This window comes from Streptomyces sp. NPDC048506, assembly GCF_040651315.1.
In the GTDB taxonomy this organism is placed as follows: Bacteria; Actinomycetota; Actinomycetes; order Streptomycetales; family Streptomycetaceae; genus Streptomyces.
Map to the genome: position 1 here is coordinate 289961 of NZ_JBEZIX010000001.1, position 24086 is coordinate 314046.

Annotated in this window: 23 protein-coding genes, 1 tRNA gene and 1 pseudogene; 15 read left to right on the plus strand and 10 right to left on the minus strand. The window is 70.8% G+C overall.

Features of this window, described 5'->3' with window-relative positions:
* Window positions 1–205: 205 nt before the first annotated feature.
* Window positions 206–1453 (minus strand): ATP-binding protein, encoded by a 1248-nt coding sequence (locus tag AB0C96_RS01250; RefSeq protein ID WP_362912372.1) that lies wholly within the window; start codon window positions 1451–1453, stop codon window positions 206–208.
* Window positions 1454–1465: 12 nt separating this feature from the next.
* Window positions 1466–2119 (minus strand): response regulator transcription factor, encoded by a 654-nt coding sequence (locus AB0C96_RS01255; protein ID WP_362912374.1) that lies wholly within the window; start codon window positions 2117–2119, stop codon window positions 1466–1468.
* Between the two features lie 265 nt (window positions 2120–2384).
* Here AB0C96_RS01255 and AB0C96_RS01260 point away from each other — a divergent pair, with 265 nt between their 5' ends.
* The 4 genes from AB0C96_RS01260 (at window position 2385) to AB0C96_RS01275 (ending at window position 6143) form a co-directional block, all read left to right on the plus strand.
* Window positions 2385–2858 (plus strand): hypothetical protein, encoded by a 474-nt coding sequence (locus AB0C96_RS01260; RefSeq protein WP_362912376.1) that lies wholly within the window; start codon window positions 2385–2387, stop codon window positions 2856–2858.
* Window positions 2859–3070: 212 nt separating this feature from the next.
* Window positions 3071–4180, plus strand: coding sequence for a peptidoglycan-binding domain-containing protein (locus tag AB0C96_RS01265; protein WP_362912378.1), 1110 nt, complete (start codon window positions 3071–3073; stop codon window positions 4178–4180).
* A complete protein-coding gene (locus AB0C96_RS01270) occupies window positions 4177–4911 on the plus strand; it encodes an ABC transporter ATP-binding protein (RefSeq protein ID WP_362912380.1) in 735 nt (244 codons plus the stop codon). Before AB0C96_RS01265 ends, AB0C96_RS01270 begins: the two co-directional genes overlap by 4 nt.
* Before the next feature lie 80 nt (window positions 4912–4991).
* The gene (locus AB0C96_RS01275; protein ID WP_362912450.1) at window positions 4992–6143 is read left to right on the plus strand and encodes an ABC transporter permease; all 1152 of its coding nucleotides are present in this window, start codon (window positions 4992–4994) and stop codon (window positions 6141–6143) included.
* A 215-nt stretch (window positions 6144–6358) separates the two neighbouring features.
* Here AB0C96_RS01275 and AB0C96_RS01280 read toward each other — a convergent pair whose 3' ends face one another.
* Entirely contained in the window at window positions 6359–6934 is a 576-nt protein-coding gene (locus tag AB0C96_RS01280) for a helix-turn-helix domain-containing protein (RefSeq protein WP_362912382.1), read from the minus strand.
* A gap of 131 nt (window positions 6935–7065) precedes the next feature.
* On the opposite strand from AB0C96_RS01280, the gene AB0C96_RS01285 reads away from it, so the two are divergent.
* The 3 genes and pseudogenes from AB0C96_RS01285 to AB0C96_RS01295 all read left to right on the plus strand — a co-directional run.
* Window positions 7066–7911 (plus strand): SDR family oxidoreductase, encoded by an 846-nt coding sequence (locus AB0C96_RS01285; RefSeq protein ID WP_362912384.1) that lies wholly within the window; start codon window positions 7066–7068, stop codon window positions 7909–7911.
* A gap of 44 nt (window positions 7912–7955) precedes the next feature.
* Window positions 7956–8879 carry a nuclear transport factor 2 family protein gene (locus AB0C96_RS01290; RefSeq protein WP_362912386.1) on the plus strand — a complete coding sequence of 308 codons (924 nt, stop codon included), beginning with the start codon at window positions 7956–7958 and terminating at the stop codon, window positions 8877–8879.
* Window positions 8880–9253: 374 nt separating this feature from the next.
* Window positions 9254–9529 (plus strand): annotated as a pseudogene (locus AB0C96_RS01295) (GNAT family N-acetyltransferase); the annotation flags it as partial.
* 168 nt (window positions 9530–9697) lie between these two features.
* Here AB0C96_RS01295 and AB0C96_RS01300 read toward each other — a convergent pair.
* A tRNA-Pro gene (locus tag AB0C96_RS01300) sits at window positions 9698–9771 on the minus strand.
* A 270-nt stretch (window positions 9772–10041) separates the two neighbouring features.
* Window positions 10042–10968, minus strand: coding sequence for a metallophosphoesterase (locus tag AB0C96_RS01305; protein WP_362912388.1), 927 nt, complete (start codon window positions 10966–10968; stop codon window positions 10042–10044).
* A gap of 115 nt (window positions 10969–11083) precedes the next feature.
* On the opposite strand from AB0C96_RS01305, the gene AB0C96_RS01310 reads away from it, so the two are divergent.
* Window positions 11084–11548 (plus strand): GatB/YqeY domain-containing protein, encoded by a 465-nt coding sequence (locus AB0C96_RS01310; protein ID WP_362912390.1) that lies wholly within the window; start codon window positions 11084–11086, stop codon window positions 11546–11548.
* A gap of 213 nt (window positions 11549–11761) precedes the next feature.
* On the opposite strand, the gene AB0C96_RS01315 is transcribed toward AB0C96_RS01310, so the two are convergent.
* Window positions 11762–13969, minus strand: coding sequence for a transglycosylase domain-containing protein (locus AB0C96_RS01315; protein WP_362912392.1), 2208 nt, complete (start codon window positions 13967–13969; stop codon window positions 11762–11764).
* Window positions 13970–14218: 249 nt separating this feature from the next.
* On the opposite strand from AB0C96_RS01315, the gene AB0C96_RS01320 reads away from it, so the two are divergent.
* On the plus strand, window positions 14219–14527 hold the full coding sequence (locus AB0C96_RS01320) for a hypothetical protein (protein WP_362912394.1): 309 nt from the start codon (window positions 14219–14221) through the stop codon (window positions 14525–14527).
* A 393-nt stretch (window positions 14528–14920) separates the two neighbouring features.
* Window positions 14921–15262: a WhiB family transcriptional regulator gene (locus AB0C96_RS01325; RefSeq protein ID WP_362912396.1), complete on the plus strand. Its 342-nt coding sequence runs from the start codon at window positions 14921–14923 to the stop codon at window positions 15260–15262.
* 412 nt (window positions 15263–15674) lie between these two features.
* Here the strand turns inward: AB0C96_RS01325 and AB0C96_RS01330 are convergent, their stop codons facing one another.
* Together AB0C96_RS01330 and AB0C96_RS01335 are read right to left on the minus strand one after the other, a co-directional pair.
* Window positions 15675–17048, minus strand: a complete 1374-nt coding sequence (locus AB0C96_RS01330) for an ArsA family ATPase (protein WP_362912398.1) — start codon at window positions 17046–17048, stop codon at window positions 15675–15677.
* On the minus strand, window positions 17045–18100 hold the full coding sequence (locus tag AB0C96_RS01335; protein ID WP_362912400.1) for an ArsA-related P-loop ATPase: 1056 nt from the start codon (window positions 18098–18100) through the stop codon (window positions 17045–17047). The genes AB0C96_RS01330 and AB0C96_RS01335 overlap by 4 nt, the downstream gene beginning before the upstream one ends.
* 197 nt (window positions 18101–18297) lie before the next feature.
* Between AB0C96_RS01335 and AB0C96_RS01340 the strand changes: the two genes are divergently transcribed.
* From AB0C96_RS01340 to AB0C96_RS01355, 4 genes are all read left to right on the plus strand, one after another.
* The gene (locus tag AB0C96_RS01340; protein ID WP_003967454.1) at window positions 18298–18456 is read left to right on the plus strand and encodes a DUF4177 domain-containing protein; all 159 of its coding nucleotides are present in this window, start codon (window positions 18298–18300) and stop codon (window positions 18454–18456) included.
* Entirely contained in the window at window positions 18453–18917 is a 465-nt protein-coding gene (locus AB0C96_RS01345; RefSeq protein ID WP_362912402.1) for a RidA family protein, read from the plus strand. Before AB0C96_RS01340 ends, AB0C96_RS01345 begins: the two co-directional genes overlap by 4 nt.
* Before the next feature lie 140 nt (window positions 18918–19057).
* Window positions 19058–19987, plus strand: a complete 930-nt coding sequence (locus tag AB0C96_RS01350) for an NUDIX hydrolase (protein WP_362912404.1) — start codon at window positions 19058–19060, stop codon at window positions 19985–19987.
* A 14-nt stretch (window positions 19988–20001) separates the two neighbouring features.
* Window positions 20002–20838, plus strand: a complete 837-nt coding sequence (locus AB0C96_RS01355) for an MBL fold metallo-hydrolase (RefSeq protein ID WP_362912406.1) — start codon at window positions 20002–20004, stop codon at window positions 20836–20838.
* A gap of 45 nt (window positions 20839–20883) precedes the next feature.
* Here AB0C96_RS01355 and AB0C96_RS01360 read toward each other — a convergent pair whose 3' ends face one another.
* Both AB0C96_RS01360 and AB0C96_RS01365 read right to left on the minus strand, forming a co-directional pair.
* Window positions 20884–21705 carry a nucleotidyltransferase domain-containing protein gene (locus AB0C96_RS01360; RefSeq protein WP_362912411.1) on the minus strand — a complete coding sequence of 274 codons (822 nt, stop codon included), beginning with the start codon at window positions 21703–21705 and terminating at the stop codon, window positions 20884–20886.
* A gap of 156 nt (window positions 21706–21861) precedes the next feature.
* The gene (locus AB0C96_RS01365; protein WP_006604164.1) at window positions 21862–22536 is read right to left on the minus strand and encodes a Crp/Fnr family transcriptional regulator; all 675 of its coding nucleotides are present in this window, start codon (window positions 22534–22536) and stop codon (window positions 21862–21864) included.
* Between the two features lie 434 nt (window positions 22537–22970).
* On the opposite strand from AB0C96_RS01365, the gene nth reads away from it, so the two are divergent.
* The gene (gene nth, locus AB0C96_RS01370; RefSeq protein ID WP_362912413.1) at window positions 22971–23984 is read left to right on the plus strand and encodes an endonuclease III; all 1014 of its coding nucleotides are present in this window, start codon (window positions 22971–22973) and stop codon (window positions 23982–23984) included.
* Window positions 23985–24086 lie beyond the last annotated feature (102 nt).

The window sequence follows — 24086 nt, forward strand, 5'->3', positions numbered from 1 at the left end:
GAGCCCTGACCGGCCGTGCCGTTCGGACCGACCTGCCAGGGTCGCGCCGAACGGCACGCCCTCGCCGGGACTCAGAACGGGTAGTCGGCGGACCGAGTGGCAACGGTCACCCAGCGGGTATGGGAGAACGCCTCGATGCCCCAGCGGCCACCGAACTCACCGCGTTCATCGGAGTCCCCCTTGATCGAGGGTGCTCCCGATGGATTCAGGATGCTCCTGAGGTGGTCCGGGTGCCGGCTGCGAGGGGTGCGTCGGTGAGATGGGGAAGCGAGATGCAGATCTTCAGGCCGCCGCCGGGATTCGGGTGGGCGGTTACTGAACCGCTGTGTGCCTGCGCGATGGAGGAGACGATGGACAGGCCGAGTCCGGCGCCTTGGGCGGAGCCGGTGCGGGCGGTGCCGAGTCTGTGGAACGGCTCGAACAGATCGGGCAGCGCCTGTGGGGGTACGTGGGGGCCGGTGTTGCGGATGATCAGTCCGGCGGTGGCGGAGAGGTGGATGTCGACGCTGCCGCCGCGGTGATTGTGGCGGATCGCGTTCTGTACCAGGTTCGCTATGAGGTGGGTGAGCAGCACGGGGTCGCCGAGAACGGTGACCGGGTGCAGGTCGGTGTTGATCGTGACGTCGGCGGCCTGTGCGATGGACGCGTACAGGTCGGCCGCCTCGGCGGTCTTGTTCTCCAGTGCGACCGGTACACGCTCCAGTGGTCCCCGGTCGCTCTGCGCGAGGAGCAGCAGCCCGTCGATGAGCCGTTCGGCGCGGCGGTTGGCATCCAGGAGTTGTTCCCGGACCGTCGCCAGCTTCTGGGGAGAGGCGGAGGCGTCGGTCAGGGCGATCTGGATGGCGGCGCGCTGGATGGTCAGTGGTGTGCGCAGCTCGTGGGAGGCGTTGGCGATAAAGCGTCGCTGGCTGTCGAAGGCGCTCTGCAACCGTGCGAGGAGGTCGTCGAAGGTGTCCGCCAGTTCCTTGAATTCGTCGCGGGGGCCGGCCAGGGCGATCCGTTCGTGCAGGTTCTGCCAGGACAGCCGTCGGGCGGTGGTGGTGATGCGGTGCACTGGGCGCAGGACGTGGCCGGCCATCCACCAGCCGAGGAGCACAGCGAGCAGGGCGAGGAGGGCGAGGGCGATCGCGGAGACCGTGAGGAGGTGGTTCAGCATGGCGGCCTTGGCCTGCGCGGCGATGTGTTCGAGCTCGGCGTCGGGAGGCGGGGGAATGGCTCCGGCGGGGCCGGGGAACTGGTCCGGCGCCCTCGGGCCGGCCGCGGTGCCGCCGGAAACCGTGCCGCCGGAAACCACCACCGGGATGCCGTCGAGGACGAGGTAGACGACGGTGAGCAGCAGTGTTCCGGACAGGAGGAGCAACGCGCCGTACAGGGCCGTCAGCCGGACCCGTACGGTCGGTGCGAGCCGGTGGCGGGTGGTGCTGGTCTTGTGGTGCGGTCTGGCAGGGTGCATCGGTTCCGCCTTCTAGATCCGGTAGCCCACGCCAGGCAGGGTCTCGATCACCGGGGGGTCCCCGAGTTTGGCGCGGAGCCTGGAGATGGTGACGCGGACCGCGTTGGTGAACGGGTCGGCGTTCTCGTCCCAGGCGCGCTGTAGCAGTTCCTCGGCGCTGACCGTCGCGCCGCGGGCGCGCATGAGGACGTCCAGGACGGCGAACTCCTTGCGGGACAGTTGCAGGTAGCGGCCGTGCCGGTGAGCCTGGCGGTGCGCGGTGTCGAGGACGATGCCGTCTCGTTCCAGTACCGGGGGCAGCGCGGGCTGGGTGCGGCGGCCGAGCGCTTGGACGCGGGCGACCAGTTCCTCGTACTCGAACGGTTTGGGCAGGTAGTCGTCGGCTCCCAGACGCAGCCCCGTCACCCGGTCGGTCAGCGAACCGGCGGCGGTGAGCATGAGGATGCGGGTGCGGGCGCCCGCATGGGCGAGTTCCCGGCATATCTGGTCGCCGTGGGTGCCGGGCAGGTCCCGGTCCAGCACGAGCACGTCGTAGTCGTTGACTGCGAGGTGTTCCTGGGCGCTGTGGCCGTCGTAGGCGACATCGACCGCCATCGCGTACTGACGCAGGCCCATGGCCACCAGGTCGGCAAGCACCCGCTCGTCTTCGGCAACCAGTACACGCATCGCCGTTCCTTTCTCGGTCCGCCCGTGACCGCGGTGCGGTGGGTGCACGCAAGCAGCAGAAGGTATCTGGTGCGGCATTTCAGGGGCGTAACAGAAATCTGAGACGCCCCTGAAACACCGCGGTGCGTACTTCTGGACTCCGTCGGCCGGAAACCGTCGCAGGACAGAAGGGTACGAGATTGTGAATATCGGAGAACTGATCCGCCCCGGTGGTCCTCCACCGCGGGGGCCGCGGAGGCCGCGCGCGGGGCTGGCCTGTGCGGGTGTGGTGATCGCGGCAGCGTTGGCTCTGTCCGGCTGCGGCGGCGGCGCGCACGACGGTCCGAAGGTGGACAGCCTCGGTGGCGGCAAGCAGCGCACGAATTCGACGAACCCGTCCGCGGCGGCCAAGGACCCCAGGGAGTCGATGCTCCAGGCGGCCCGGTGTCTGCGTAAGCAGGGGCTGGATGTGCCCGACCCGGACGGCGGCGGTGGGCTCCAGATCGGCGGTCCCGGCATCAGCAAGGAAAAGATCGATGCGGCCGTGAAGGCGTGCCAGCGCTACATGGGGGGCGGAAGCACGACGCAGGCCCAGAAGGACAGCAACCTCAAGATTGCCCGCTGCATGCGTAAGCACGGCCTGGACTGGCCTGATGAGGGGACCCCGACGATTGGGGCCGGAGACGAGCAGAAGGCCCAGGGCGCGCTCAAGGCGTGTCTCAAGGAAATGAGCCCCAAGGCGTCGGTGACTTCCCCGTGAGTCTTGGACAGGAGAAGGACAGTATGCGGGTGGAGTGCGAGGCTGCCGCCGGCGCGGTGTCGGCGACCGGGGACCGGAGCGTGGACGACCGGCCGGCACCAGACCCTGGGACACCTGGTGTCGAGGGGGCCGGGCGGAGGGTGCGTCCTCGCCGGCGGGCCCGGGGCCTGCTGATCGCTGGGTGTGCGGTGGTCGCCGGCGGGGCGTGCGCGGTGGCACTCCTCACGGTTCGGCACCCGGACACGAAACCGACAGTCGGCACGGCGGGGACGGCAACCGTCGCGATCACCAGGACGGACCTGGCGCAGCAGGAGAAGACGGACGGGAAGCTCGGCTTCGCCGGCTCCTACACCGTCACCGCTTCCTCGGCCCTCCCCTTCGCCTCCTCGTCCGCCGGCACCCGGGGCGCGCAGCTGGACGGGGGCAAGGACACCGGTGGTTCCGGCACGCTCACCGCACTGCCCACGGTGGGACAGGTGATCAAGCGCGGCCATCGGGTCTACGGCGTCGACGGCACGTCGGTGACGCTCTGGTACGGCTCCGTGCCGTTCTGGCGCCAGCTCACGACCGGCGTCACCGACGGAGCGGACGTCAAGGAGCTGGAGCAGAATCTCAAAGCTCTCGGCTACGGTTCCGGCCTGACTGTCGACAAGCACTTCACCGACGCCACGGCCGAGGCGGTCAAACGCTGGCAGAAGGCTCTGGGGGTCACACAGACCGGCCGGTTCGGGCGCGGGGACGTGGTGGTGGAGCCCTCCGCGCTCCGAGTGACCAAAGTCGTCGGGGTCCTCGGCGGTTCCCCTTCGGGGAATGTCCTGGAGGCCACCGGGACGGACCGGGTGGTCAAGGTCGACCTGAAGGCCGACAAGGCAAGCCTGGCCAAGAAGGGGGCGGCCGTGCAGGTCCAGGTGCCCGGGGGCACGACAATGACCGGCCACGTCAGCGATGTCGGCACCGTCGCCACTGCCCCCGACAACTCCGGTAACTCCCCTGGCGGGGGCGGCGACCAGCAGCCCGGCTCCGGCACCGAAAAGGCCACCGTCCCTGTGCAGGTCACCCTCGACAAGCCCACGCAGGCGGGCAAGCTCGACCAGGCACCGGTGACGGTGTTGTTCACCAGCACCGAGCACAAGGGCGTGCTGGCCGTCCCGGTGACAGCACTGCTCGCCACCGTCGAGGGCTCCTATGCGGTCCGGGTCGTGGAGGCCGACGGCGCCACCCGCCTGGTGGCTGTCGAGCTCGGCCTGTTCGCCGACAACACGGTGGAGGTATCAGGCTCGGGCCTGTACGAAGGCATGAAGGTGCAGGTGCCGTCGCAATGACCGCCGTCATCGAGCTCGACGGTGTCGGTAAGTCCTACCCCGGCGGCGTGCATGCACTGCGCGAGGTCTCCTTGCGCGTCTCGGCAGGTGAGCTGCTGGCCGTCGTCGGCCCGTCCGGATCCGGCAAGTCCACGATGCTGCAACTCATGGGAACCCTGGACCGGCCCTCCACCGGCCAGGTACGCGTCATGGGCCACGACATCGCTCGACTGACAGACCGTCAACTCTCGGCCATGCGCTGCCGGTGGATCGGATTCGTCTTCCAGCAGTTCTTCCTCACCTCACACCTCACGGCGGCGGAGAACGTGGCCACCGGGCTTCTCTACCACGGCATGCCGCGCCGGCAACGCGTCAGGCTCGCCACCGAGGCACTCGAACGCGTAGGGCTCGGACACCGGCTCACCCACCGGCCGCACGAGCTGTCCGGCGGCGAACGCCAGCGCGTGGCCATCGCCCGTGCCCTGGTGGCCCGCCCGGCCATCGTGCTCGCCGACGAGCCCACCGGAGCACTGGACTCCCGCTCCGGCACCGAGGTGATCCGGCTGCTGCACGAGCTCAACGCCGAAGGCACCACGATCGCCGTCATCACCCACGACCAGAGCATCGCCCGCTCGCTGCCACGCCGCATCGAGATCCTCGACGGCCGCATCCGCCACGACAGCGACCCCTCCTGCCAAGAAGCGAAACCCGCGCGGTACCCGCAGCACACCGGAACGGAGGCCCTGTCGTGAACACCATCACCACCAGACCGCGGCAGGACGGGGCACCGGCCCCCCTTCCGCGACCGGCTCGACTGACCCCCGGCGACGTGATGCGCGTCGGCCTGGTAGGCGTACGCGGCCGGCCGCTGCGAGCCTGCCTGTCCGCCCTGGGCATCGCCATCGGCGTCGCCACCATGGTCGCCATCCTCGGCATTACCACCGGCAGCCAGGCACAGATCAACGCCCAGCTCGCCAAGGTCGGCACCAACCTGCTCACCGTCTCGGCCGGACAGAGCCTGTTCGGCGACAAGTCGAAACTGCCCAACCAGTCCGTGAGCATGGTGCGCCGCATCGCCCCCGTGCAATCGGTGTCAGCCGTCGGCGCAGTCTCCGGCGCCCACGTCTACCGCACCGACAAGACCGACCCCAACGAGACCGGCGGCATCTCCGTCCAAGCCACCCGCCTCGACCTGCCCAAGGTGATCGGAGCCACCGTGGGCGAGGGCACCTGGCTGAACGCCGCCACCACCAAATACCCGGCGGTCGTCCTCGGCTCGGTCGCCGCGTCCCGGCTCGGCATCGACCGTCCCGGCACGCCGGTCTACCTCGGTGACCAGTGGTTCACCGTCGTCGGCATCCTCGACCCGATCGCCCTCGCCCCGGAGATCGACACCTCCGCACTGGTGGGCTGGGACGTGGCCAAAACCCGGCTCGGCTTCGACTCCCACCCCACCACGATCTACGAACGCTCAACCGACGAGGCCGTTGCCGACGTACGCAGCGTCCTGGCGGCCACCGTCAACCCTGCGCACCCTGAAGAAGTCAGCGTCAGCCGCCCCTCGGAGGCACTCGACATCAAGCAGACCATCAACTCCACACTGACCAACCTGCTCCTCGGCCTGGGTGCGGTCTCCCTCCTGGTCGGAGGCGTCGGAGTCGCCAACACCATGGTGATCTCCGTCCTGGAGCGACGAGCGGAGATCGGCCTGAGGCGCGCCCTGGGAGCCGGCCGCGGCCAGATCCGCCTGCAGTTCCTCACCGAAGCCACAGCCCTGTCCTGCCTCGGCGGCCTGGCCGGCATCGCGCTCGGCCTGGCAGCCAGCACCGCCTGGGCCCTTGACCAACACTGGCCGCTCACCTTCCCCAGCCAAGCCGTCCTCGCAGGTCTGGCAGCCGCCGCCGCAATCGGCACCTTCGCCGGCCTGTACCCGGCAACCCGCGCCGCCCGCACCCCGCCAGCCGAAGCACTCGCCTCCAACTGACGCCACTCACCACCACCGGCCTACCCAAAGGCAACGAGGCTTGGCACCGGCGACCAGCTTCAGCCCACGCTTGCGAGCCATCAGGTGGAGTGGCTCTCAAGAGTGGACAGCGGACAGGAATGAAAGACCCCCATAACGGCAACTGCACCACAAATCCGCATGGTCACTTCGGAAGCTTTGTCGGCGGAGGCCGAGGAGCGTGCCCTGGGAATGGCTTATCGGCCTACTCCGTAGCGGAGCCCGTCGAGGAGCAGGTCAAGGAGACGGCCGGCCCGTTCGCGTTGGGCGGGTGTGCTGGTGATCAGTGCGACGCCGGCGAGACTGAAGCCGACGTCGAGGGGGTCGACGTCCGAGCGCAGGAGACCGGCTTCAGTGCCGGCGTGCAGCAGGATGCCGATCGCGGTGCCGAGCTTGTCGAGGGTCTCGGCGAAGGGGTCCGCGCCGGAGGCGACCGCGGCCCGCAGGGCGTCCGCCATGCCGTGCTTGGCGGCCAGGTAGTCGATGAACCTGTCCATCCACAGGCGCATCGCCCGGTCTGGCGGGAAGTCGGCCAGCAACTCGGCGGCGCTGTCGCAGACCCGGGCCAGCTCGTTGCGGTAGGCCGCCTCGATGAGCGCCTCGCGCGTAGGGAAGTGGCGGTAGAGCGTGGCCGAGCCGACGCCCGCGGCCTTGGCGATCGCGTCGATCGGGACGTCCGCGCCCTTCTCGGAGAAGGCACGCACGGCCGCTTCGAGGATGCGTTCCCGGTTGCGGCGGGCGTCGGCGCGCAACGGGCTCGGCTGGGTGGTCAAGGCTGCCCCTTTCGTCTGGGGACCAGTCTACCTGGACAACCGGGGAGTTCCCCGGTTACCGTTGCAGAGCAAACCGGGGAACTCCCCGTTTGCTGGCTTCGCCGTTAGCTCCACACGCAAGGAAGACCCTCATGACCTCCCCGAAGACGGTTCTGATCACCGGCACGTCCTCCGGCATCGGCCTGGCCGCCGCCATCGGCGCCGCCCGGGCCGGCTGGACGGCCATCGCGACCATGCGCGACCCAGGCAAGGCCGAGGCCTTGCTGGAGGCTGCCGACGAGGCGGGTGTGGCCGACCGTATCCAGGTCAAGCGCTTGGACGTGACCGACCCCGAGAGCATCACCGCCTGCCTGGACGAGGTCATCGCCGAGCACGGCCGCCTCGATGCCCTGGTCAACAACGCCGGCTCGGCGAAGACCGGCACCATCGAGCTGCTGGGCCTGGACGAGGTCCGTGCCGCGATGGAGGTCAACTTCTTCGGTGTGGTGGCCATGACCCGTGCCGCCCTGCCGCACCTGCGTGCCTCCCGGGGCCGGGTGATCACCGTCAGCAGTGTCGGCGGCGCCGTCGGCCAGCCGTTCAACGAGGCGTACTGCGCGGCCAAGTTCGCCGTCGAGGGCTTCATGCAGTCCCTCGCCCCCCTCGCCGCCACCGTCGGCGTCGACGTCACCGTGGTCGAACCGGGCCCGGTGGCCAGCGAGTTCGTCGCCAACCAGAACCTGGACATCCCCGCCCTGCTGAATGCGGCCGGGCCCTACGCGCCAGCCCTTGAGGCGTACTTCGGCCTGCGCCGCAGCGTGTTCGAAGGCGCCCAGACCCCGGCCGAGGCCGCCGCCCCGATCGTCGACGCCCTGACCGCCGACCGCCCGCCCTTCCGCATCCAGACCTCCGACTGGGCCCGCAACTTCGTCGCCACCACGCTCGCCGACCTCGACGGCTCCGCCGTCCAGGCCCTCACCAAGACCTGGGTCCGCTGAACCACCCCGGAAACCGAACCGCCCCCGGAACAGGAACACCGATCATGTCCGAGCCCACCGCACTCGACACCCTCCGCGCCGCCCTCGCCGCCGGCTCCTACGAGCACCGCGCCCTCACCGTGGTGCACCGCTGGTACTACGGCTACGAGACCGCCAACCGCAACCTCGACCACCAGAGAGAACTCGTCACCGAGGACTTCACCCTCCACCGCCCACCGCAGAGCGGACAGCCCGACGTCCACGGGCGCCAGGCCTACCTGGACTTCTTCGCCGCCATGGACCCGGCCCAGTCGAACGCCCACCATCTGCGCAGCCTCGCCATCGAGCACACCGGCCCCGACGCCGCCCAGGTCGCCGTCACCCACGACTTCGAAACCGCCGGACCGGCGATGAACGGCTCCACCCTGCTGCGCTACGACCTGAAGCTTGTGCAGCACCCGGCCGAGCGTCTGCCCAGGATCAGTGTCTGCGACCTGCAGGTCCTCTCCCGCCAGGACAAGCCGTTCACCGACGCACTCGCCGAGAACCGGGTCCTCGCCTTCGTCCACTACTGGTGCTCCCTCCTGGAGCAGCCCGCGGCCAGCGCCGAGGCACTGCGCGAACTGCTCCACCCCGAGCTGGCCATGGCTCTCCCCGACAGCCGGGTCCTGCACACCTTCGACGAGGTCGCCGCCTGGTACGCCCAGGCGGGCGAACTGGTCGACGTCAGCACCCACCATCTGATCGACCCGGTGATCACCCCCGGCGAGGACGGCGACCACCGCATCACCGTCGACTTCGCCTGGGAGGGCATCACCCGCACCGGCCAGCCGATGACCGCCCGCACCCGCCACGACTGGACCCTCACCGACACCGGCGAGCGCTACCTGCGCCTGAAGCGCTTCCACGTCACCGCCCTGGAACCCTTCACCCCGGTGACCGCCGAGGAGGCGCTAGCTCACCACGACGCCGCCCAAAGGCCCAACTGAGCCTCCCGGCTCGTATGCACCGAAAGCTGAGGCATCGGCTTCCGCAGTCCAGCCATCCGCGAGGCTCGCCTCTGAACAGGGAGCGGTGGAAATGCCGATGTCCTAACAGCCAATCGGCCAATCGCACGGTGATCCACCGGTCCGAGGGGCAGTTGAGCGGCCAACCCGCCCGGCTGCCCCCTTCGTAATCAGGGTCCGGGCCGGACACGGCTTCTTGCGCATCGGGCAGGTGCCCGGGCGACGCGAGGGTGCACCGGGCCCGGAACGTGCGACCGGATCTTTGGGGCCGAACGGCGGACCGGGGTGGGCGGCAGTACCGAGCGCCGCCCGGGGCGAGCACCCCGAGGATCTGGCCCTTGCCCTGGGCGGGTGTGTACAGCGGGCATGGTCAGCACTCCGTCTACGTCCACCTCGATGCTCGCGGCCGAGGAGTCGGCGCCGCCCTCCTCGATGCCCTGATCGCCTCAGCCGAGGCTGCCAGGATCTGGGGCATCCGGGTCAGGCGCCTTCCCCGAGAACACCGCCCGCCTCGCCCTCCGCAGCCGCCGCGGTTTCCGCGTCATCGGCACCTGCGAGCGCATCGGCACGAACACCACGACATCTGGTGCGACGTCACCCTCCTTGAGCGCCGTAGCCCTGATGTGTCCTGAATCACGCGATCGTGTCGGCCGAGCGCCCCGGCTCTGCCGACGCTTCCTCAGCGGCCGTTGCTGGCGGTCGGGGAGGGCCAGGACGGTTGCTGTACTTTCGTGCTGGCAGATACGCCAGAGGCCCTATCGGATCTCTCCGATAGGGCCTCTGGCCTTTTGTTCCTTCAGTCGGGGTGGCGGGATTTGAACCCACGACCTCTTCGTCCCGAACGAAGCGCGCTGCCAAGCTGCGCTACACCCCGAAGCAACGAGCTCTACTTTAGCGGACCGATCCCCGTACGTGAAATCCGGTTCTTCCGGGACGGTGGAGCGGGGCTGACCTGGGTCGTCACACTGCCGTTCATGGAGTCGATCACGAAGGCGATCAAGGGGATGGTCCGGGAGGCGGCGGTCAGGTGGCGGTGAGGGCGGTCGGGGCGTGATCAACGGGGATCAAGGGGGGATCAAGAGGGAGAGGGCGGGTCCCGGTCGGTCATCCGGCCGCGGGCCCGCCCCCTCCCCCTTGATCGTGGTCAGTGTCGTGCCGTCAGTGTCAGCAGCGTCGCCTCCGGGGGGCAGGCGAAGCGGACCGGGGTGTAGCGGTTGGTGCCGCAGCCGGCGGAGACGTGGAGGAAGGAGGTGCGGCCGGCGGCGGTGTGGGTGGAGAGGCCCTTGACGCGGTCGGTGTCGATGTCGCAGTTGGTGACCAGGGCGCCGTAGAAGGGGATGCAGAGCTGGCCGCCGTGGGTGTGGCCGGCCAGGATCAGCGGGTAGCCGTCGGCGGTGAAGGCGTCGAGGGAGCGCAGGTAGGGGGCGTGGACGACGGCCAGCGAGAGGTCGGCGCCGGACTCCGGGCCGCCGGCCACCTCGGCGTAGCGGTCACGCTTGATGTGCGGGTCGTCCAGGCCGGTCAGGGCGATCTCGAAGCCCTCCAGCTTCAGGCGCCCGCGGGTGTTGGACAGGCCGACCCAGCCGGCCGTGTCGAAGGCGTCGCGCAACTCTTCCCACGGGTTGTGGACGGCGCCGACGACGGGTGCGTTGCCGTTCAGGCCGTGCCGCCCCTGGACCCGCTCGATGAGGTAGCGGGCCGGGTTGCGCAGCCGGGGGCCGTAGTAGTCGTTCGAACCGAAGACGTATGCGCCCGGGAACTCCATCAGCGGGCCCAGCGCGTCCAGCGTCTCGGGGACGCCCTCGGGGTCGGAGAGGTTGTCGCCCGTGTTGATGACGAAGTCGGGGCGCAGCCCGGCGAGCGACTGGAGCCAGCGCTGCTTCTTCCGCTGTCCTTGGACCATGTGGATGTCGGAGACCTGTAGGACCCGCAACGGGCGCATACCGCGGGGCAGTACGGGCACGGTGACGCGCCGCAGCCGGAAGGAGCGGACTTCGAAGCCGGCGGCGTAGGCCACGCCGGCCGCGCCGACTGCGGTCAGGGTCAGGGGTACTCCGTATCGCGCGCGCATGGGCCCATCGTCGCAGAGCGAGGGGGGTGGATGCAGCGGGGAGGGCCGGGGGTGGCGGCGGGGCCGGGAGGAAAAGGCGCGGCGGTTGTCGGTGGGTGGGGGCATACTCGACGCCATGACCACGCTCAAGTCCAAGCTGAAGGACGACCTCACCGCCGCGATCAAGGCGCGCGACGAGCTGCGCTCCGCCACCCTCCGCCTCACGCTGACCGCGATCCAGAAGGAGGAGGTCGCGGGCACCGAGGCGCGCGAGCTGTCCGACGGCGAGGTCGAGAAGATCATCGCGCGGGAGGCGAAGAAGCGCCGGGAGGCCGCGGAGGCCTTCGAGAAGGGTGGCCGTGGCGACCAGGCCGAGCGGGAGCGCGCCGAGGGCGAGCTGCTCGCGGACTACCTGCCCAAGCAGCTGACCGACGACGAGCTGGAGCAGCTGGTCGCGGCGGCGGTCGCGGAGGCCAAGGGCGCGGGCGCCGAGGGGCCGAAGGCGATGGGCGCCGTCATGAAGATCGTCAACCCGCAGGTGGCGGGCCGTGCCGAGGGCGGCCGGGTGGCCGCGATGGTGAAGAAGCTGCTGGCCGGCTGACCGGTCGCCGGCTCCGCGCGGTACCGGTCGGGCGAGTGGCCCGCGCAGCCGCGAAGGACGTAAGGCAGAGCGAGAAGAGACGCAGTGCGGGCGCCCCGTGTGGGGGCGCCCGCACTTCCTGCTCCTTGCTGAGCGTCTTTCTTGTCGCGCGTCCTGCTTGCTGCGCATCGGCCGGACCGGGGGCTCCCCAGGTCCAGAGCGTCAACCGCCGTGCTACCAGCCGCCGTTGCCGCCGCCCAGAATGTCGGGCCAGCCCGGAATGTCCCAACCGCCGCCGCCCGGCTTGTTGTCGCCGCCGCGGCCGGGCTTGTGCCGGCCGGGGTTCTTGTCGCCCTCGTCGCCCTGGTCGCGGCCCTTGTCCTTGTTGGGGTCGCCGATCGGGACGGTGGGCAGGGCGGGCGCGGGCCGGCCGGCCAGGGCGCCGGTCATCGCGTCGCGCCAGATGGGGCCGGGGGTGTCGGCGCCGTAGACCTTGTCGTGCGGGACGCCGCCGATGGTGATGCCGTACATCTTCCGCTTGTGCTGCGGGTCGCCGACCCAGACCGCGCCCGCCGCGTTCGGGGTGTAGCCGACGAACCAGGCGGCGTAGCGGTTGTCGCTGGTACCGGTCTTGCCGGCGCTGTCACGGCCCTTGAGGCCGGCCTCCTTGCCGGTGCCGTCCTCGACCACGCCCTTGAGGAGGGTGTTGATCGTGTCCGAGGTCTTCTTCGACATCGCGCTGCGGCAGCTGGTCCGCGGAACCTTCATCGCCCGGCCGCGCGCGTCGGTGATCGACTCGATGGCGACGGGGGAGCAGTACTCGCCCCCGTTGGCGAAGGCGGCGTAGCCGGCGGCCATCGTCAGCGGCGACATCTCCTGCACGCCCAGCGTCATCGACGGCACCTGCTGAAGCGGCTTGCCGTCCGCCCGCTCGATGCCCATCTTCTGGGCCATCTTCACCGCGGGGCAGATACCCATGTCGCTGATCAGCTGCACGAAGTAGGTGTTGACCGACTTGGCGGTCGCCTCCTTCATGCCGTAGGGGCCGACCTCCTTGCGGTTCTCGTTCTGAGTGGTGTCGGCGGGGGTGCCGTGCCACTCGCCGTTGCAGGTCTGCACCGGGCTCGGGTACGGCATCTGGTACGGCGACGAATACTGCTGCTCGGGACTGGTGCCCTGCTCCAGCGCGGCCGCCGCGACCACCGGCTTGAAGGTCGATCCGGGCTGGTAGCCGGCGCCACCGCCCATGTTGTGGTCCACCGAGAGGTTGATCACGGTCTGGTTGGCGCCGAAGCCGTACGGGCGGGACTGGCCCATGCCGAGGATCTTGCCGGTGCCCGGTTCGACGATGGTGGCGGCGGTGGCGACCGGGTCGTCCGCGTAGACGTGGTCGCCTATGGACGCCTGGATCGCCTTCTGGGTCTGCGGGTCGAGGGTGGTGCGGATCGTCATGCCGCCCCGGTCCCAGCGCTTCAGACGGTCCTTGCGGGTCTTGCCGAAGGCCCGGTCGCCGAGGAAGACCTTGCGGATGTAGTCGCAGAAGAATCCCGCGCCGTTGGTGGCGGTGATGCAGCCGTTCTTGGGGCGGCTGACGGCCAGCTTGATCGGCTTCCTGGCGGCCGCGTCGGCCTGCGCCTGGGTGATGTCCTTCAGGTCGGCCATCCGCTGGAGCACCGTGTTGCGCCGCCGGGTCGCCTCCTGCGGGGCACTGACCGGGTCGTAGCGGCTCGGCGACTGGACGATGCCGGCCAGCAGCGCCGACTCGTCCAGGTTCAGGTCCTTGGCGTGTTTGCTGAAGTACCGCTGGGCCGCCGCCTCGATGCCGTACGCCTGCTGGCCGAAGAACGTGATGTTGAGGTAGTTCTGAAGGATCTTGCGCTTGCCGAGCTCCTTCTCGATCTGGATCGCGTACTTGAGCTCCTTGACCTTGCGGCCGATCGTCTGCTGGGTGGCCTGCGCGACCTTGTCCGGGTCGTTGCCGGCCTCCTCGATGAAGACGTTCTTCACGTACTGCTGGGTCAGGGTCGAGGCGCCCTCGGAGACGCCGCCCGACTGCGCGTTCTTGTTGAGCGCGCGCAGGATGCCCTTCACGTCGATGGCGCCGTGGTGGTAGAAGCGCGCGTCCTCGATCGCCACGATCGCCTGCTGGATGTACGGCGACATGTCCTTGAGGTCCACGACCGTGCGGTCGCGGGAGTAGACCTTGGCGATCTCGCCGCCGTTGGCGTCCAGGATGGTGGTCCGCTGGCTGAGCGGCGGCGTCTTGAGGGTCGCCGGGATCTCGTCGAAGCCCTCCACCGACCCCTTGGCCGCCAGGCCCAGCGCCCCGGCCGCCGGGAGCGCGATCCCGGCGAGCACCGCTCCGGCGAGGACGCTGACTCCGAGGAACTTGGCGGCCTGCTGCGTCTTGGACAGGCCTCCGCCATCGCGCTTCTTGGGCATGGGGGCAGCCTAATCCGTAGTTATGGGCGTTCCGAAGGAGTGGGTGCTTCGCGGAGCGTTCGAGTACCAGACCGTGACATCCAGGTGCAGTCGGGCCGTCCAGGCCTCACCGTAGATCGGTGCGCGGTCTGGTGCGAGTGGTGGTGGTCACGTGCGCGCCGGACGGATGCCTTCGCTCGCCGAGGTGGTGGCAGCCTGACCAGCCAAGGCGCCTTGCCCATGGTGTCGAAGACAACCGATCATTCGCCCGTGAGACCCACAGTGCAGACGTTCGTCGCCGACGGCCCACTCCCCGACTGGGACGCGAGCGAAGAAGAGATCGACAAGCGTGACCAGCAGCTCCGCGCGATCGCCAGGCCGGTGACCGGAGAGGAAGCGAAGGCGCTCGTCTCCTGCTTCGGCCCGGACGACTGCTACGGCGTCGCCTGGACGCTCCTGCACCTCATCGAGACAGGCCCGAACCCCGTCCTGACCACCGACCCCGGACCGGACGCCAGCGAGTGGCACCAGAGGCTCTTCCGCCGCGCCATGAACGGAGGGCTCATCCCGTGCACTTGACGGCATAGCAACGTGAGGTGCCTACGTCCTCAATCGCCGGACAGGGGTGCACCTGTTCGCTTAGCCTGTTCTCAGCCGCCACAGCGGAACGGTTACGCCTCAGTTCGTCAACCCCGACTCTCCCGGACCGTGCCCCCACGTACTCGCGTGTGCCGCAAGAAATCCCGCGTCAGCACCGGGAACCGTCCTGTCTTGTGAGCAAAGTGACGTATGTCGCAGCATCACTCCGTTGGGTGATCTGCCGCGTACGCATAGTCCGTTCGGGCCATTCAAGATTGGGCCCGAAGGGGGTGTTGCGCCCTGCTCGCCTTCCGTAACGTCCTCAACTGGCAACGGTGAATATGCCGCTTGCCGCCGTGGGGGAGCCTCGATTCGGGAGAGGACGGCGCCAGCATGGGCTGGGTAACCGACTGGAGTGCACAGGCAGCGTGCCGCACTACCGATCCGGATGAACTGTTCGTTCAAGGGGCGGCGCAGAACCGCGCCAAGGCGGTGTGCACCGGATGTCCGGTACGCACGGAATGCCTGGCCGACGCCCTGGACAACCGGGTGGAGTTCGGCGTGTGGGGCGGGATGACCGAACGCGAGCGGAGGGCGCTGCTGCGTCGCCGCCCGACCGTGACGTCATGGCGCCGCCTGCTGGAGACAGCGCGGACGGAGTATGAGCGCAGCACGGGCATCCTGCCGGTGGACTGTGAGGACGAGACCTTCGACGAGTACGCCGCGGTCGGCTGACCGCCGGACGGTGTGCCCCGTGGGGTCGGAGCGCCGGCCGGACCGGGTGGACCGGTAGGGCGGGCGGGCCGGACGGGTCGGTCGACTGGCCGGGCCGGGGCGGCGTGGGCGCTCGTGCGGTGCGGACCGGCAGGTCGCGCGCTCGGTGCGGGCGGGCAGTGCGCCACCAATGCCGTTGGTGTGCCCGGAGGTTGGGCACGTCCGGCAGCCGCGGTGGTCGTGCGCCGTGTGCCCCTTGTGTGCGCCTTGTGTGCGCCGATCGGCGGGAAGGTCCCGTTTGGCAGGTGGGGGCCGTGTGGCTGGCGGTGCCTATGTGGGTCGCGCCGGTGCCCGTCGAAGGGTGCGGGCACGGGGCCGCGTGGCGAAGCCGGTTGGGCGCTGGGCGGGTGGTGTGCGGTTGCCGCCGTGGTGCTCAGTCTTCGGTCTTGTCCGGGGTGGACATGTCGGTGGCTTGGTCGGGATCCGTACCGTTGCGGGCCAGGCGGTCACCGATGGCGCGCAGGCCGGCGAGGTCATGGACGTCGCCGGGCAGCGCCGCGACCTCCGTCACCGGAACTTCCGGATGCAGCGCGGTGAAGCGGTCTCGCGTGCGCCGTTCGCGCGCGAGGACCTGCATGCGTTCCGCGTGCAGTCGTAGCAGCCCGGCGGCGAGTTGCGCCGCCGAGGCCGAACTGGTCGAAGTGGGTGTCGCCTGCTCCGCCGCGGCAGCGGGGGAGAGGCCGCCGGCGGTACCTGATCCAGTCTGCCCGCTGTCGAGATCGACAATGCCGGTTGTTCCAAGATTATTTTCGGCGCGGCCGGCGTCGCCGTCCTCGTCCTCCGCCAGGCCGTCCGTCAGGGCCTCCGCGGCCGCCAGCGCGCGCTCGGCGCTCAGTTGGGCGGCGCCGCTGCCGTGCACCCGGTTCAGCACCAGACCGGCCAGCGGCATCTGCTCGGCGGCCAGCCGCTCGACGAAGTACGCCGCCTCGCGCAGCGCGTCCCGTTCCGGCGCGGCCACGACCAGGAACGCCGTGCCCGGCGCCTGGAGCAGCCGGTACGTGGCGTCCGCGCGGGTGCGGAAGCCGCCGAACATGGTGTCCATCGCGGCCACGAACGTCTGGACGTCGCGCAGGAGTTGGCCGCCCATGAGCTTGCTGAGCGTCCCGGTCATCATCGACATGCCGACGTTCAGGAACTTCATGCCGGCCCGGCCGCCGACCTTCGCCGGCGCCATCAGCACCCGGATGAACTTGCCGTCCAGGAAGGAGCCGAGGCGTTTGGGGGCGTCCAGGAAGTCCAGCGCGGAACGGCTCGGCGGTGTGTCGACGACGATCAGGTCCCACTCGTCGTCCGCGCGGAGCTGGCCGAGCTTCTCCATGGCCATGTACTCCTGCGTGCCCGCGAAACCGGCCGACAGGGACTGGTAGAAGGGGTTCTCCAGGATCGCGCGGGCCCGGTCGGCGTCCGCGTGCCCCTCGACGATCTCGTCGAAGGTGCGCTTCATGTCCAGCATCATCGCGTGCAGTTCGCCGCCCGCGCTCTCGTCGACGCCCTTCACCCGGCGCGGGACGTTGTCCAGCTCGGAGATGCCCATGGACTGCGCCAGCCGCCGGGCCGGGTCGATGGTCAGCACGACGACCTTGCGGCCGCGCTCCGCGGCACGCACCCCCAGCGCCGCGGCGGTGGTGGTCTTGCCGACACCGCCCGAGCCGCAGCACACCACGATGCGGGTGCGCGGGTCGTCGATCAGCGCATCGACCTCCAGCCCGGGGGCCGAGGCGTCCAGCGTCGTGTCGTCCGAGGTCATATGGGCCCCTGTTTCCGCAGGTCTCTCGCCAGCCGGTAGAGCCCGGCGAGGTCCACTCCCTCGGGGAGCAGCTCCAACTCGTAGGTGGGCAGGCCGATTGCGGTCAGTTCGGCGTGCTCGGCGCGCTCCAGCTCGACCCGCTGGGCGTGTTCGCGGGCCTGCTCCAGCAGCGGGTCGATCAGCCGGTCGGCCAGCCCCCCGCGGCGGGCACCGCCCAGGCCGGCCTGGGAGAGCGCCTTGGCGACGCCCGTACGGGCACCACGGGCGGTGAGGGCGTCGAGGTCGCCGTTGTCCAGCAGCGCCGGGCGGGTCATGTTGATGACGACGCCGCCGACGGGGATGCCGGCGGCGCGCAGTTCCGCGACGCCGTCCGCGGTCTCCTGGACCGGCATCTCCTCCAGGAGCGTCACCAGATGCACCGCGGTCTCGGGCGACTTGAGGACCCGCATCACGGCCTGCGCCTGATTGTGGATCGGGCCGATCTTGGCCAGGCCGGCGACCTCGTCGTTGACGTTCAGGAAGCGGGTGATGCGGCCGGTCGGCGGGGCGTCCATGACCACCGCGTCGTAGACGAACCTGCCGTTCTTGTCCTTGCGGCGCACCGCCTCGCACGCCTTGCCGGTCAGCAGGACGTCCCGCAGGCCCGGTGCGATGGTCGTGGCGAAGTCGATCGCGCCGAGCTTCTTGAGGGCCCGGCCGGCGCTGCCGAGCTTGTAGAACATCTGGAGGTAGTCCAGCAGGGCGCGTTCGGCGTCGATGGCGAGGGCGTGCACCTCGCCCGCCCGGCGCACGCCGCTGCGCAGGGGGTCCTTGCCGGGCTCGGCCCGGGGCGCCCCCCAGGGCGACGCGCCTTCCGACGCGGGACCCACCGCGATCTTGCGCTCCTCGTAGGGAAGCGCCTCGGTCTCGAACAACTGGGCAATGCCCTGCCGGCCCTCGACCTCGACCAGGAGGGTACGGCGCCCCTCGGTGGCCAGGGCGAGGGCGAGGGCAGCGGCGACCGTGGTCTTGCCGGTGCCGCCCTTGCCGCTGACGACATGGAGCCTGCTCACGCCATGGAGCCTAACCAGTCCGCGTCGCGGCTACGCACGGGATACGCCTGACAAGCCCCGGATATCTGCCCCCGGTCCGTCCGGGAAAGGTCAGGGATGTGCCGTAGGGGACCGGTGGCGAGGGCGGACCGCGGCGGGCGGCCGCGGCGGTGGCGGCGGCGTCCACCGCGGCCGCGAACAGGTATTACGCTCGGCCCATGACCAAGTGGGAATACGCGACCGTGCCGCTCCTCGTGCACGCGACGAAGCAGATCCTGGACACCTGGGGCGAGGACGGCTGGGAGCTGGTCCAGGTCGTACCTGGCCCGAACAACCCCGAGCAGTTGGTGGCCTACCTGAAGCGGGAGAAGGCATGAGCGCCGTAGAGGACAAGATCGCAGCGCTCGGGCTGAAGCTGCCGGAGGTCGTGCCGCCGCTGGCCGTGTACCAGCCCGCGGTGCGCTCCGGGGCGTACGTCTACACCTCGGGCCAGCTGCCGATGGTGGACGGCGCGCTGCCGGTCACCGGCAAGGTCGGCGCCGAGGTCAGCCCGGAGCAGGCCAAGGAGCTCGCCGCGATCTGTGCGCTCAACGCGCTGGCCGCCGTGAAGTCCGTCATCGGCGACCTCGACAAGATCCAGCGGGTCGTCAAGGTCGTCGGTTTCGTGGCCTCCGCAGCGGAATTCACCGGCCAGCCGGGCGTCGTCAACGGTGCCAGCGAACTGCTCGGCGAGGTCCTCGGCGACAAGGGCGTACACGCCCGGTCGGCGGTCGGTGTGGCGGTGCTGCCGATCGATGCGCCGGTCGAGGTCGAGATCCAGGTCGAGGTGGCGGAGTAGGTTCCGGGGCCGGGCGGGGCGCCGTCGCGGTGGCGCGGCGCGCCGTGCGGCCCGGCCGACTGCCGGGAGCAGTCCCCGGCGAACCGTCCGGCTCGAAAGTGACCCTCGAACATCCCCGCCCGAGCGCATAGCATCCGGCCATGTCGTCGACGACCAATGGCCAGTGGTACCCACCGGAGTGGCCGGACCGCATCCGGGCGCTCGCGAGCGGTGAGCTGACCCCTGCCGAGCCCCGGCGGGCCGCGACCGTCCTGTTGCTACGGGACTCGGGATCCGGCGGCCCCACCGTCCACATGCTGCGCCGACGCGCCTCCATGGCCTTCGCCGGAGGCGCGTACGCCTATCCGGGCGGTGCCGTCGACCCACGGGACGAACGTCCGGTGGCCTGGGCGGGTCCCTCGCGCGCCCAGTGGGCGGTCCGCATGGGCGTGGACCCGGCCACCGCCCAGGCCATCGTCTGCGCGGCGGTCCGCGAGACGTTCGAGGAGGCGGGCGTGCTGCTCGCCGGCCCCTCGGCCGACACGGTCGTCGCGGACACCACGGGCGAGGACTGGGAGGCGGACCGCGCCGCCCTGGTCGCCCACGAGCTGTCCTTCGCCGACTTCCTGGGGCGCCGGGGCCTGGTCCTGCGGTCCGACCTGCTGGGCGCGTGGGCCCGCTGGATCACCCCGGAGTTCGAGCCGCGGCGCTACGACACCTGGTTCTTCGTCGCCGCGCTCCCCGAGGGCCAGCGCACCCGCAACGTCTCCACGGAGGCGGACCGCACCGTGTGGATCCGGCCCGAGGAGGCGGCCGCCGGCTACGACCGGGGCGAGCTGCTGATGATGCCGCCGACCATCGCGACGCTGCGCTCGCTCCAGCCGTACGCCACCGCCGCCGATGCGCTGGCCGCCGCGGAGGCCCAGGACCTGACACCGGTGCTGGCCCGCGCCCGCCTGGTGGGCGGCGAGATCGTGCTGAGCTGGCCGGGGCACGAGGAATTCACCAAGCACATCGCGCAGCGGGACACCGGGGGCGGCGCCGCTGGGGGCGGCACGTCCGACGGCCCCTCAGACGCCGCCCGTTCCTAGGGAGGGACCCTCAGATGACCGACGCAGCCGCCCTCCCGGGCCAGCCCCGTGGGGGAGTGATCTCCGGGGCGGCCACCGCGCGCGCCCACTGCGTGCTGGCACCGAACCCGTCGGCGATGACGCTGGACGGCACCAACACCTGGATCGTCGCCGAGCCGGACTCCGACCTCGCCGTCGTCATCGACCCGGGGCCGCTCGACGAGGGCCACCTCCGGGCCGTCATCGACACCGCCGAGCGGGCCGGCAGGCGCATCGCGCTGACGCTGCTGACCCACGGCCACCCGGACCACGCCGACGGCGCCGCCCGGTTCGCCGAGCTGACCCGTTCCGGCGTACGGGCGCTGGACCCGGCGCTGCGCCTCGGGGACGAGGGGCTGGCGGCGGGCGACGTCATCACCACCGGTGGTCTGGAGCTGCGTGTGGTGCCCACACCGGGGCACACCGCCGACTCGCTCTCCTTCCACCTCCCCGCGGACCGCGCGGTGCTGACCGGTGACACGATCCTGGGGCGCGGCACCACCGTGGTGGCGCACCCCGACGGGCGGTTGGGCGACTACCTGGACTCGCTGCGCCGGCTGCGCTCGCTCACGGTGGACGACGGCGTGTCGACCGTCCTTCCGGGGCACGGGCCGGTGCTGAACGACGCCCAGGGAGCGGTGGAGTTCTATCTGGCGCACCGTGCCCACCGGTTGGCCCAGGTGGAGACCGCGGTCGAGGCCGGTCACCGCACGCCCGCCGAGGTCGTCGCGAGCGTCTACGCGGACGTGGACCGGTCCCTGTGGCCGGCGGCCGAGCTGTCGGTGCGGGCACAACTGGACTACCTGGGGGAGCACGGGCTGATCGACGGCTGATCCTCAGCCGGTCCGCGGGCGGGCCGCGAGGCCCCGTCACCGGGCCTACGGGCGGGGCGCCTTCGCCCCGTGGACGGCGAGGTACTCCTCCGCCAACCAGGGGGCGAGGCCGGCCAGCAGCTCGTCCAGCAGCCCCGGGTAGGCCTCGGGCGTCCGGGCGGCGCGGGCCGCGCTGCGCATCTGCTCGGCGTGTGCCGGGTAGTAGTGGCCGAACACCTCGGCGGACTGGGCCAGGTCGCTGGTCCAGCCGCCCCAGCGCGGCATGACCAGGGTGAATCCGGTGCGCACCAGCCGACGGGCGACACCCCGGGTCAGCCGGGTGCGCTCGGCCTCCGTGGCGGCCGCCGCGGCCCGCTCGCGCAGACCGGGCAGGCTGCGGAAGAGATCGCCGTTGGTCTCCCGGGCGAGCAGTGAGGTGGGGCGGTAACGGGGCAGCCGGGCGGCGAGGTCCGGGCCGTCGAGCGGGGTGCACAGACAGGCCACGAACCACGCCAGGTCGTGGCGCTCGGGCTCGCTCAGCAGCCGGTCCACGCCGAACAGCAGCAGCTCCGCACCGTTGATCTGCCAGAAGTCGGCGTCCAGCCCGGCCTCGACGGCGCGGGCGGCGGCACGGTCGTCGTCGGTCGGCTCGTCCCGCAGGGCGAGCAGTGCGTCGAGGTCGGAGACCCCGGCGACGGCGGTGCCGCGCGGGATGCTCCCGTAGAGGTAGCTGCTGTGCAGGCGGTCGGGGCCGAAGTGCTGGGCGAGTCGGGCGCCGAGCTCCGCCACGACGGGCGCGAACCGCGCCGAGACCCGTTCCAGGGACCCTTCGCGGATGAAGTAGCCCTCGTCGTCCAGTCCCGTGCCGATGCCCCTGCCGTCCGTCATGGCGCCACTATGCCGGGGTGCCGGGCGATCCGCGACGCAATTGGGGGCCCGTGGGCGATGCACCGGGGGCCCGTGGGCGATGCACCGCGGTCCGCGGCGCGATACGGCGAAGGGCCCCGCCGGAGCGGGGCCCTGGGGCCTTCTGGGAGGCCGGGGTCAGCGGGAGCGCTTGGCCAGCCGCTCGACGTCCAGCAGGATCACGGCGCGCGCCTCCAGGCGCAGCCAGCCGCGGCCCGCGAAGTCCGCGAGCGCCTTGTTGACCGTCTCGCGGGAGGCGCCGACCAGCTGGGCCAGCTCTTCCTGCGTCAGGTCGTGCACGACGTGGATGCCTTCCTCGGACTGCACGCCGAAGCGGCGCGACAGGTCGAGCAGGGCGCGTGCCACGCGGCCCGGCACGTCCGAGAAGACCAGGTCGGACATCTGGTCGTTGGTCTTGCGCAGGCGGCGGGCGACCGCGCGCAGCAGGGCCGTGGCCACCTCGGGGCGGGCGTTCAGCCAGGGCTGGAGGTCGCCGTGGCCCAGGCCGAGCAGCTTCACCTCGGTGAGGGCGGACGCCGTGGCCGTGCGCGGGCCCGGGTCGAAGAGGGAGAGCTCACCGATCAGCTCTCCGGGGCCGAGCACGGCGAGCATGTTCTCCCGGCCGTCGGGGGAGGTGCGGTGCAGCTTCACCTTGCCCTCGGTGACCACGTAGAGGCGGTCGCCGGGGTCCCCTTCGTGGAACAGGGCGTCGCCGCGGGCGAGCGTGACCTCTCCCATCGAGGCGCGCAGCTCGGCCGCCTGCTCGTCATCGAGCGCCGCGAAGAGCGGTGCGCGCCGCAGAACGTCGTCCACGAGATCTCTCCTTGTCGACATGCTCCGGGGGACTGTGGTCCCCATCATGCCGGAATGCAAAACAGTGCGATCAATCACAAGTTTGCCGGACCGGTGCCCCCAGCCATAAGGCAGGGGGCCGATTGGGGTGACGAATCTCGGCGATCAAGCCGGATGTCAGTGGCTGGCCTTAGTCTGGCCGAGTGTCCAATACGCCGGTGAGAGCAGAGGACTGGGGGGCCGGACGGGTGAGCGCAGGGCGCGATTCCGCTGTGGGCGAACAGGCGTCCGGCGGAGCGTTCAATTCGGATAAAAGTAACAAATCGCCCGCCGGGGTGGCGAGCAACCGGAAGCCCGCCGTCCGGACGGCCGGCGCGTCGCGGTCGGTGGCGCAGGACACGAGCCCGGTGGGCATGAGCCCGGTACGCACGACCTCGGCAGGGAAGAAGGCCGCCGTGAACGAGACCACCGAGAAGCCGGCGGCGGCCAAGAAGGCCGTCGAGGCCACCGAGCCCGTCAAGAAGGCCGTCAAGAAGGCCGCCGTGAAGAAGCCGGCGGCGAAGAAGACCGCCGCCAAGGCGACGGCTACCAAGAAGACAGCGGCCACCAAGAAGACAGCGGCCGCCAAGAAGACAGCGGCCACCAAGAAGGCGACCGCCAAGGCCCCGGCCAAGAAGGCCCCCGCGCGCAAACGCGAGTCGCGGGCCGCCATGGTGCGCCGGGCCCACGAGATCAACGCCGAGCTGGCCGAGCTCTATCCGTACGCCCACCCCGAGCTGGACTTCACCAACCCCTTCGAGCTGCTGGTCGCGACGGTGCTGTCCGCGCAGACCACCGACCTGAGGGTCAACCAGACCACCCCGCGCCTCTTCGCGGTCGCCCCGACGCCCGAGGACATGGCCGCGCTGCCCCCGGAGAAGCTGGAAGAGCTGATCCGGCCCACCGGCTTCTTCCGGGCCAAGACGAAATCGCTGCTGGGCCTGTCCGCGGCGCTGCGCGACCGGTTCGGCGGCGAGGTGCCCGGCCGCCTGGAGGACCTGGTCACCCTCCCCGGAGTCGGCCGCAAGACCGCCAATGTGGTGCTGGGCAACGCCTTCGGCGTACCGGGCATCACGGTCGACACCCACTTCGGCCGGCTGGCGCGCCGCTTCGGCTGGACCACCCACGAGGACGCGGACAAGGTCGAGGCGGATGTCGCCGCGATCTTCCCGGAGAGCGAGTGGACGATGCTCTCGCACCGCGTCGTCTTCCACGGCCGGCGCGTCTGCCACTCCCGCAAACCGGCCTGCGGCGCCTGCCCGGTCGCCCCGCTGTGCCCCGCGTACGGCGAGGGCGAGACGGACCCGGAGAAGGCCAAGAAGCTGCTCAAGTACGAGCTCGGCGGCCAGCCGGGGCAGCGGCTGAGGCCGCCGGCCGACTACCCGGGGCAGCCCGCGCCGCCGATGGCGCCGCCGGCGAGCGCCTCATGACCACAGCCGTGACGCCCCTGAGGCCGGCCCCGTGAGGGCCCTCCCCCACGCTCGTGCCGAGCAGGGGGAACCGCCACCCGGCCCCAGGGGGTCCCACCATCA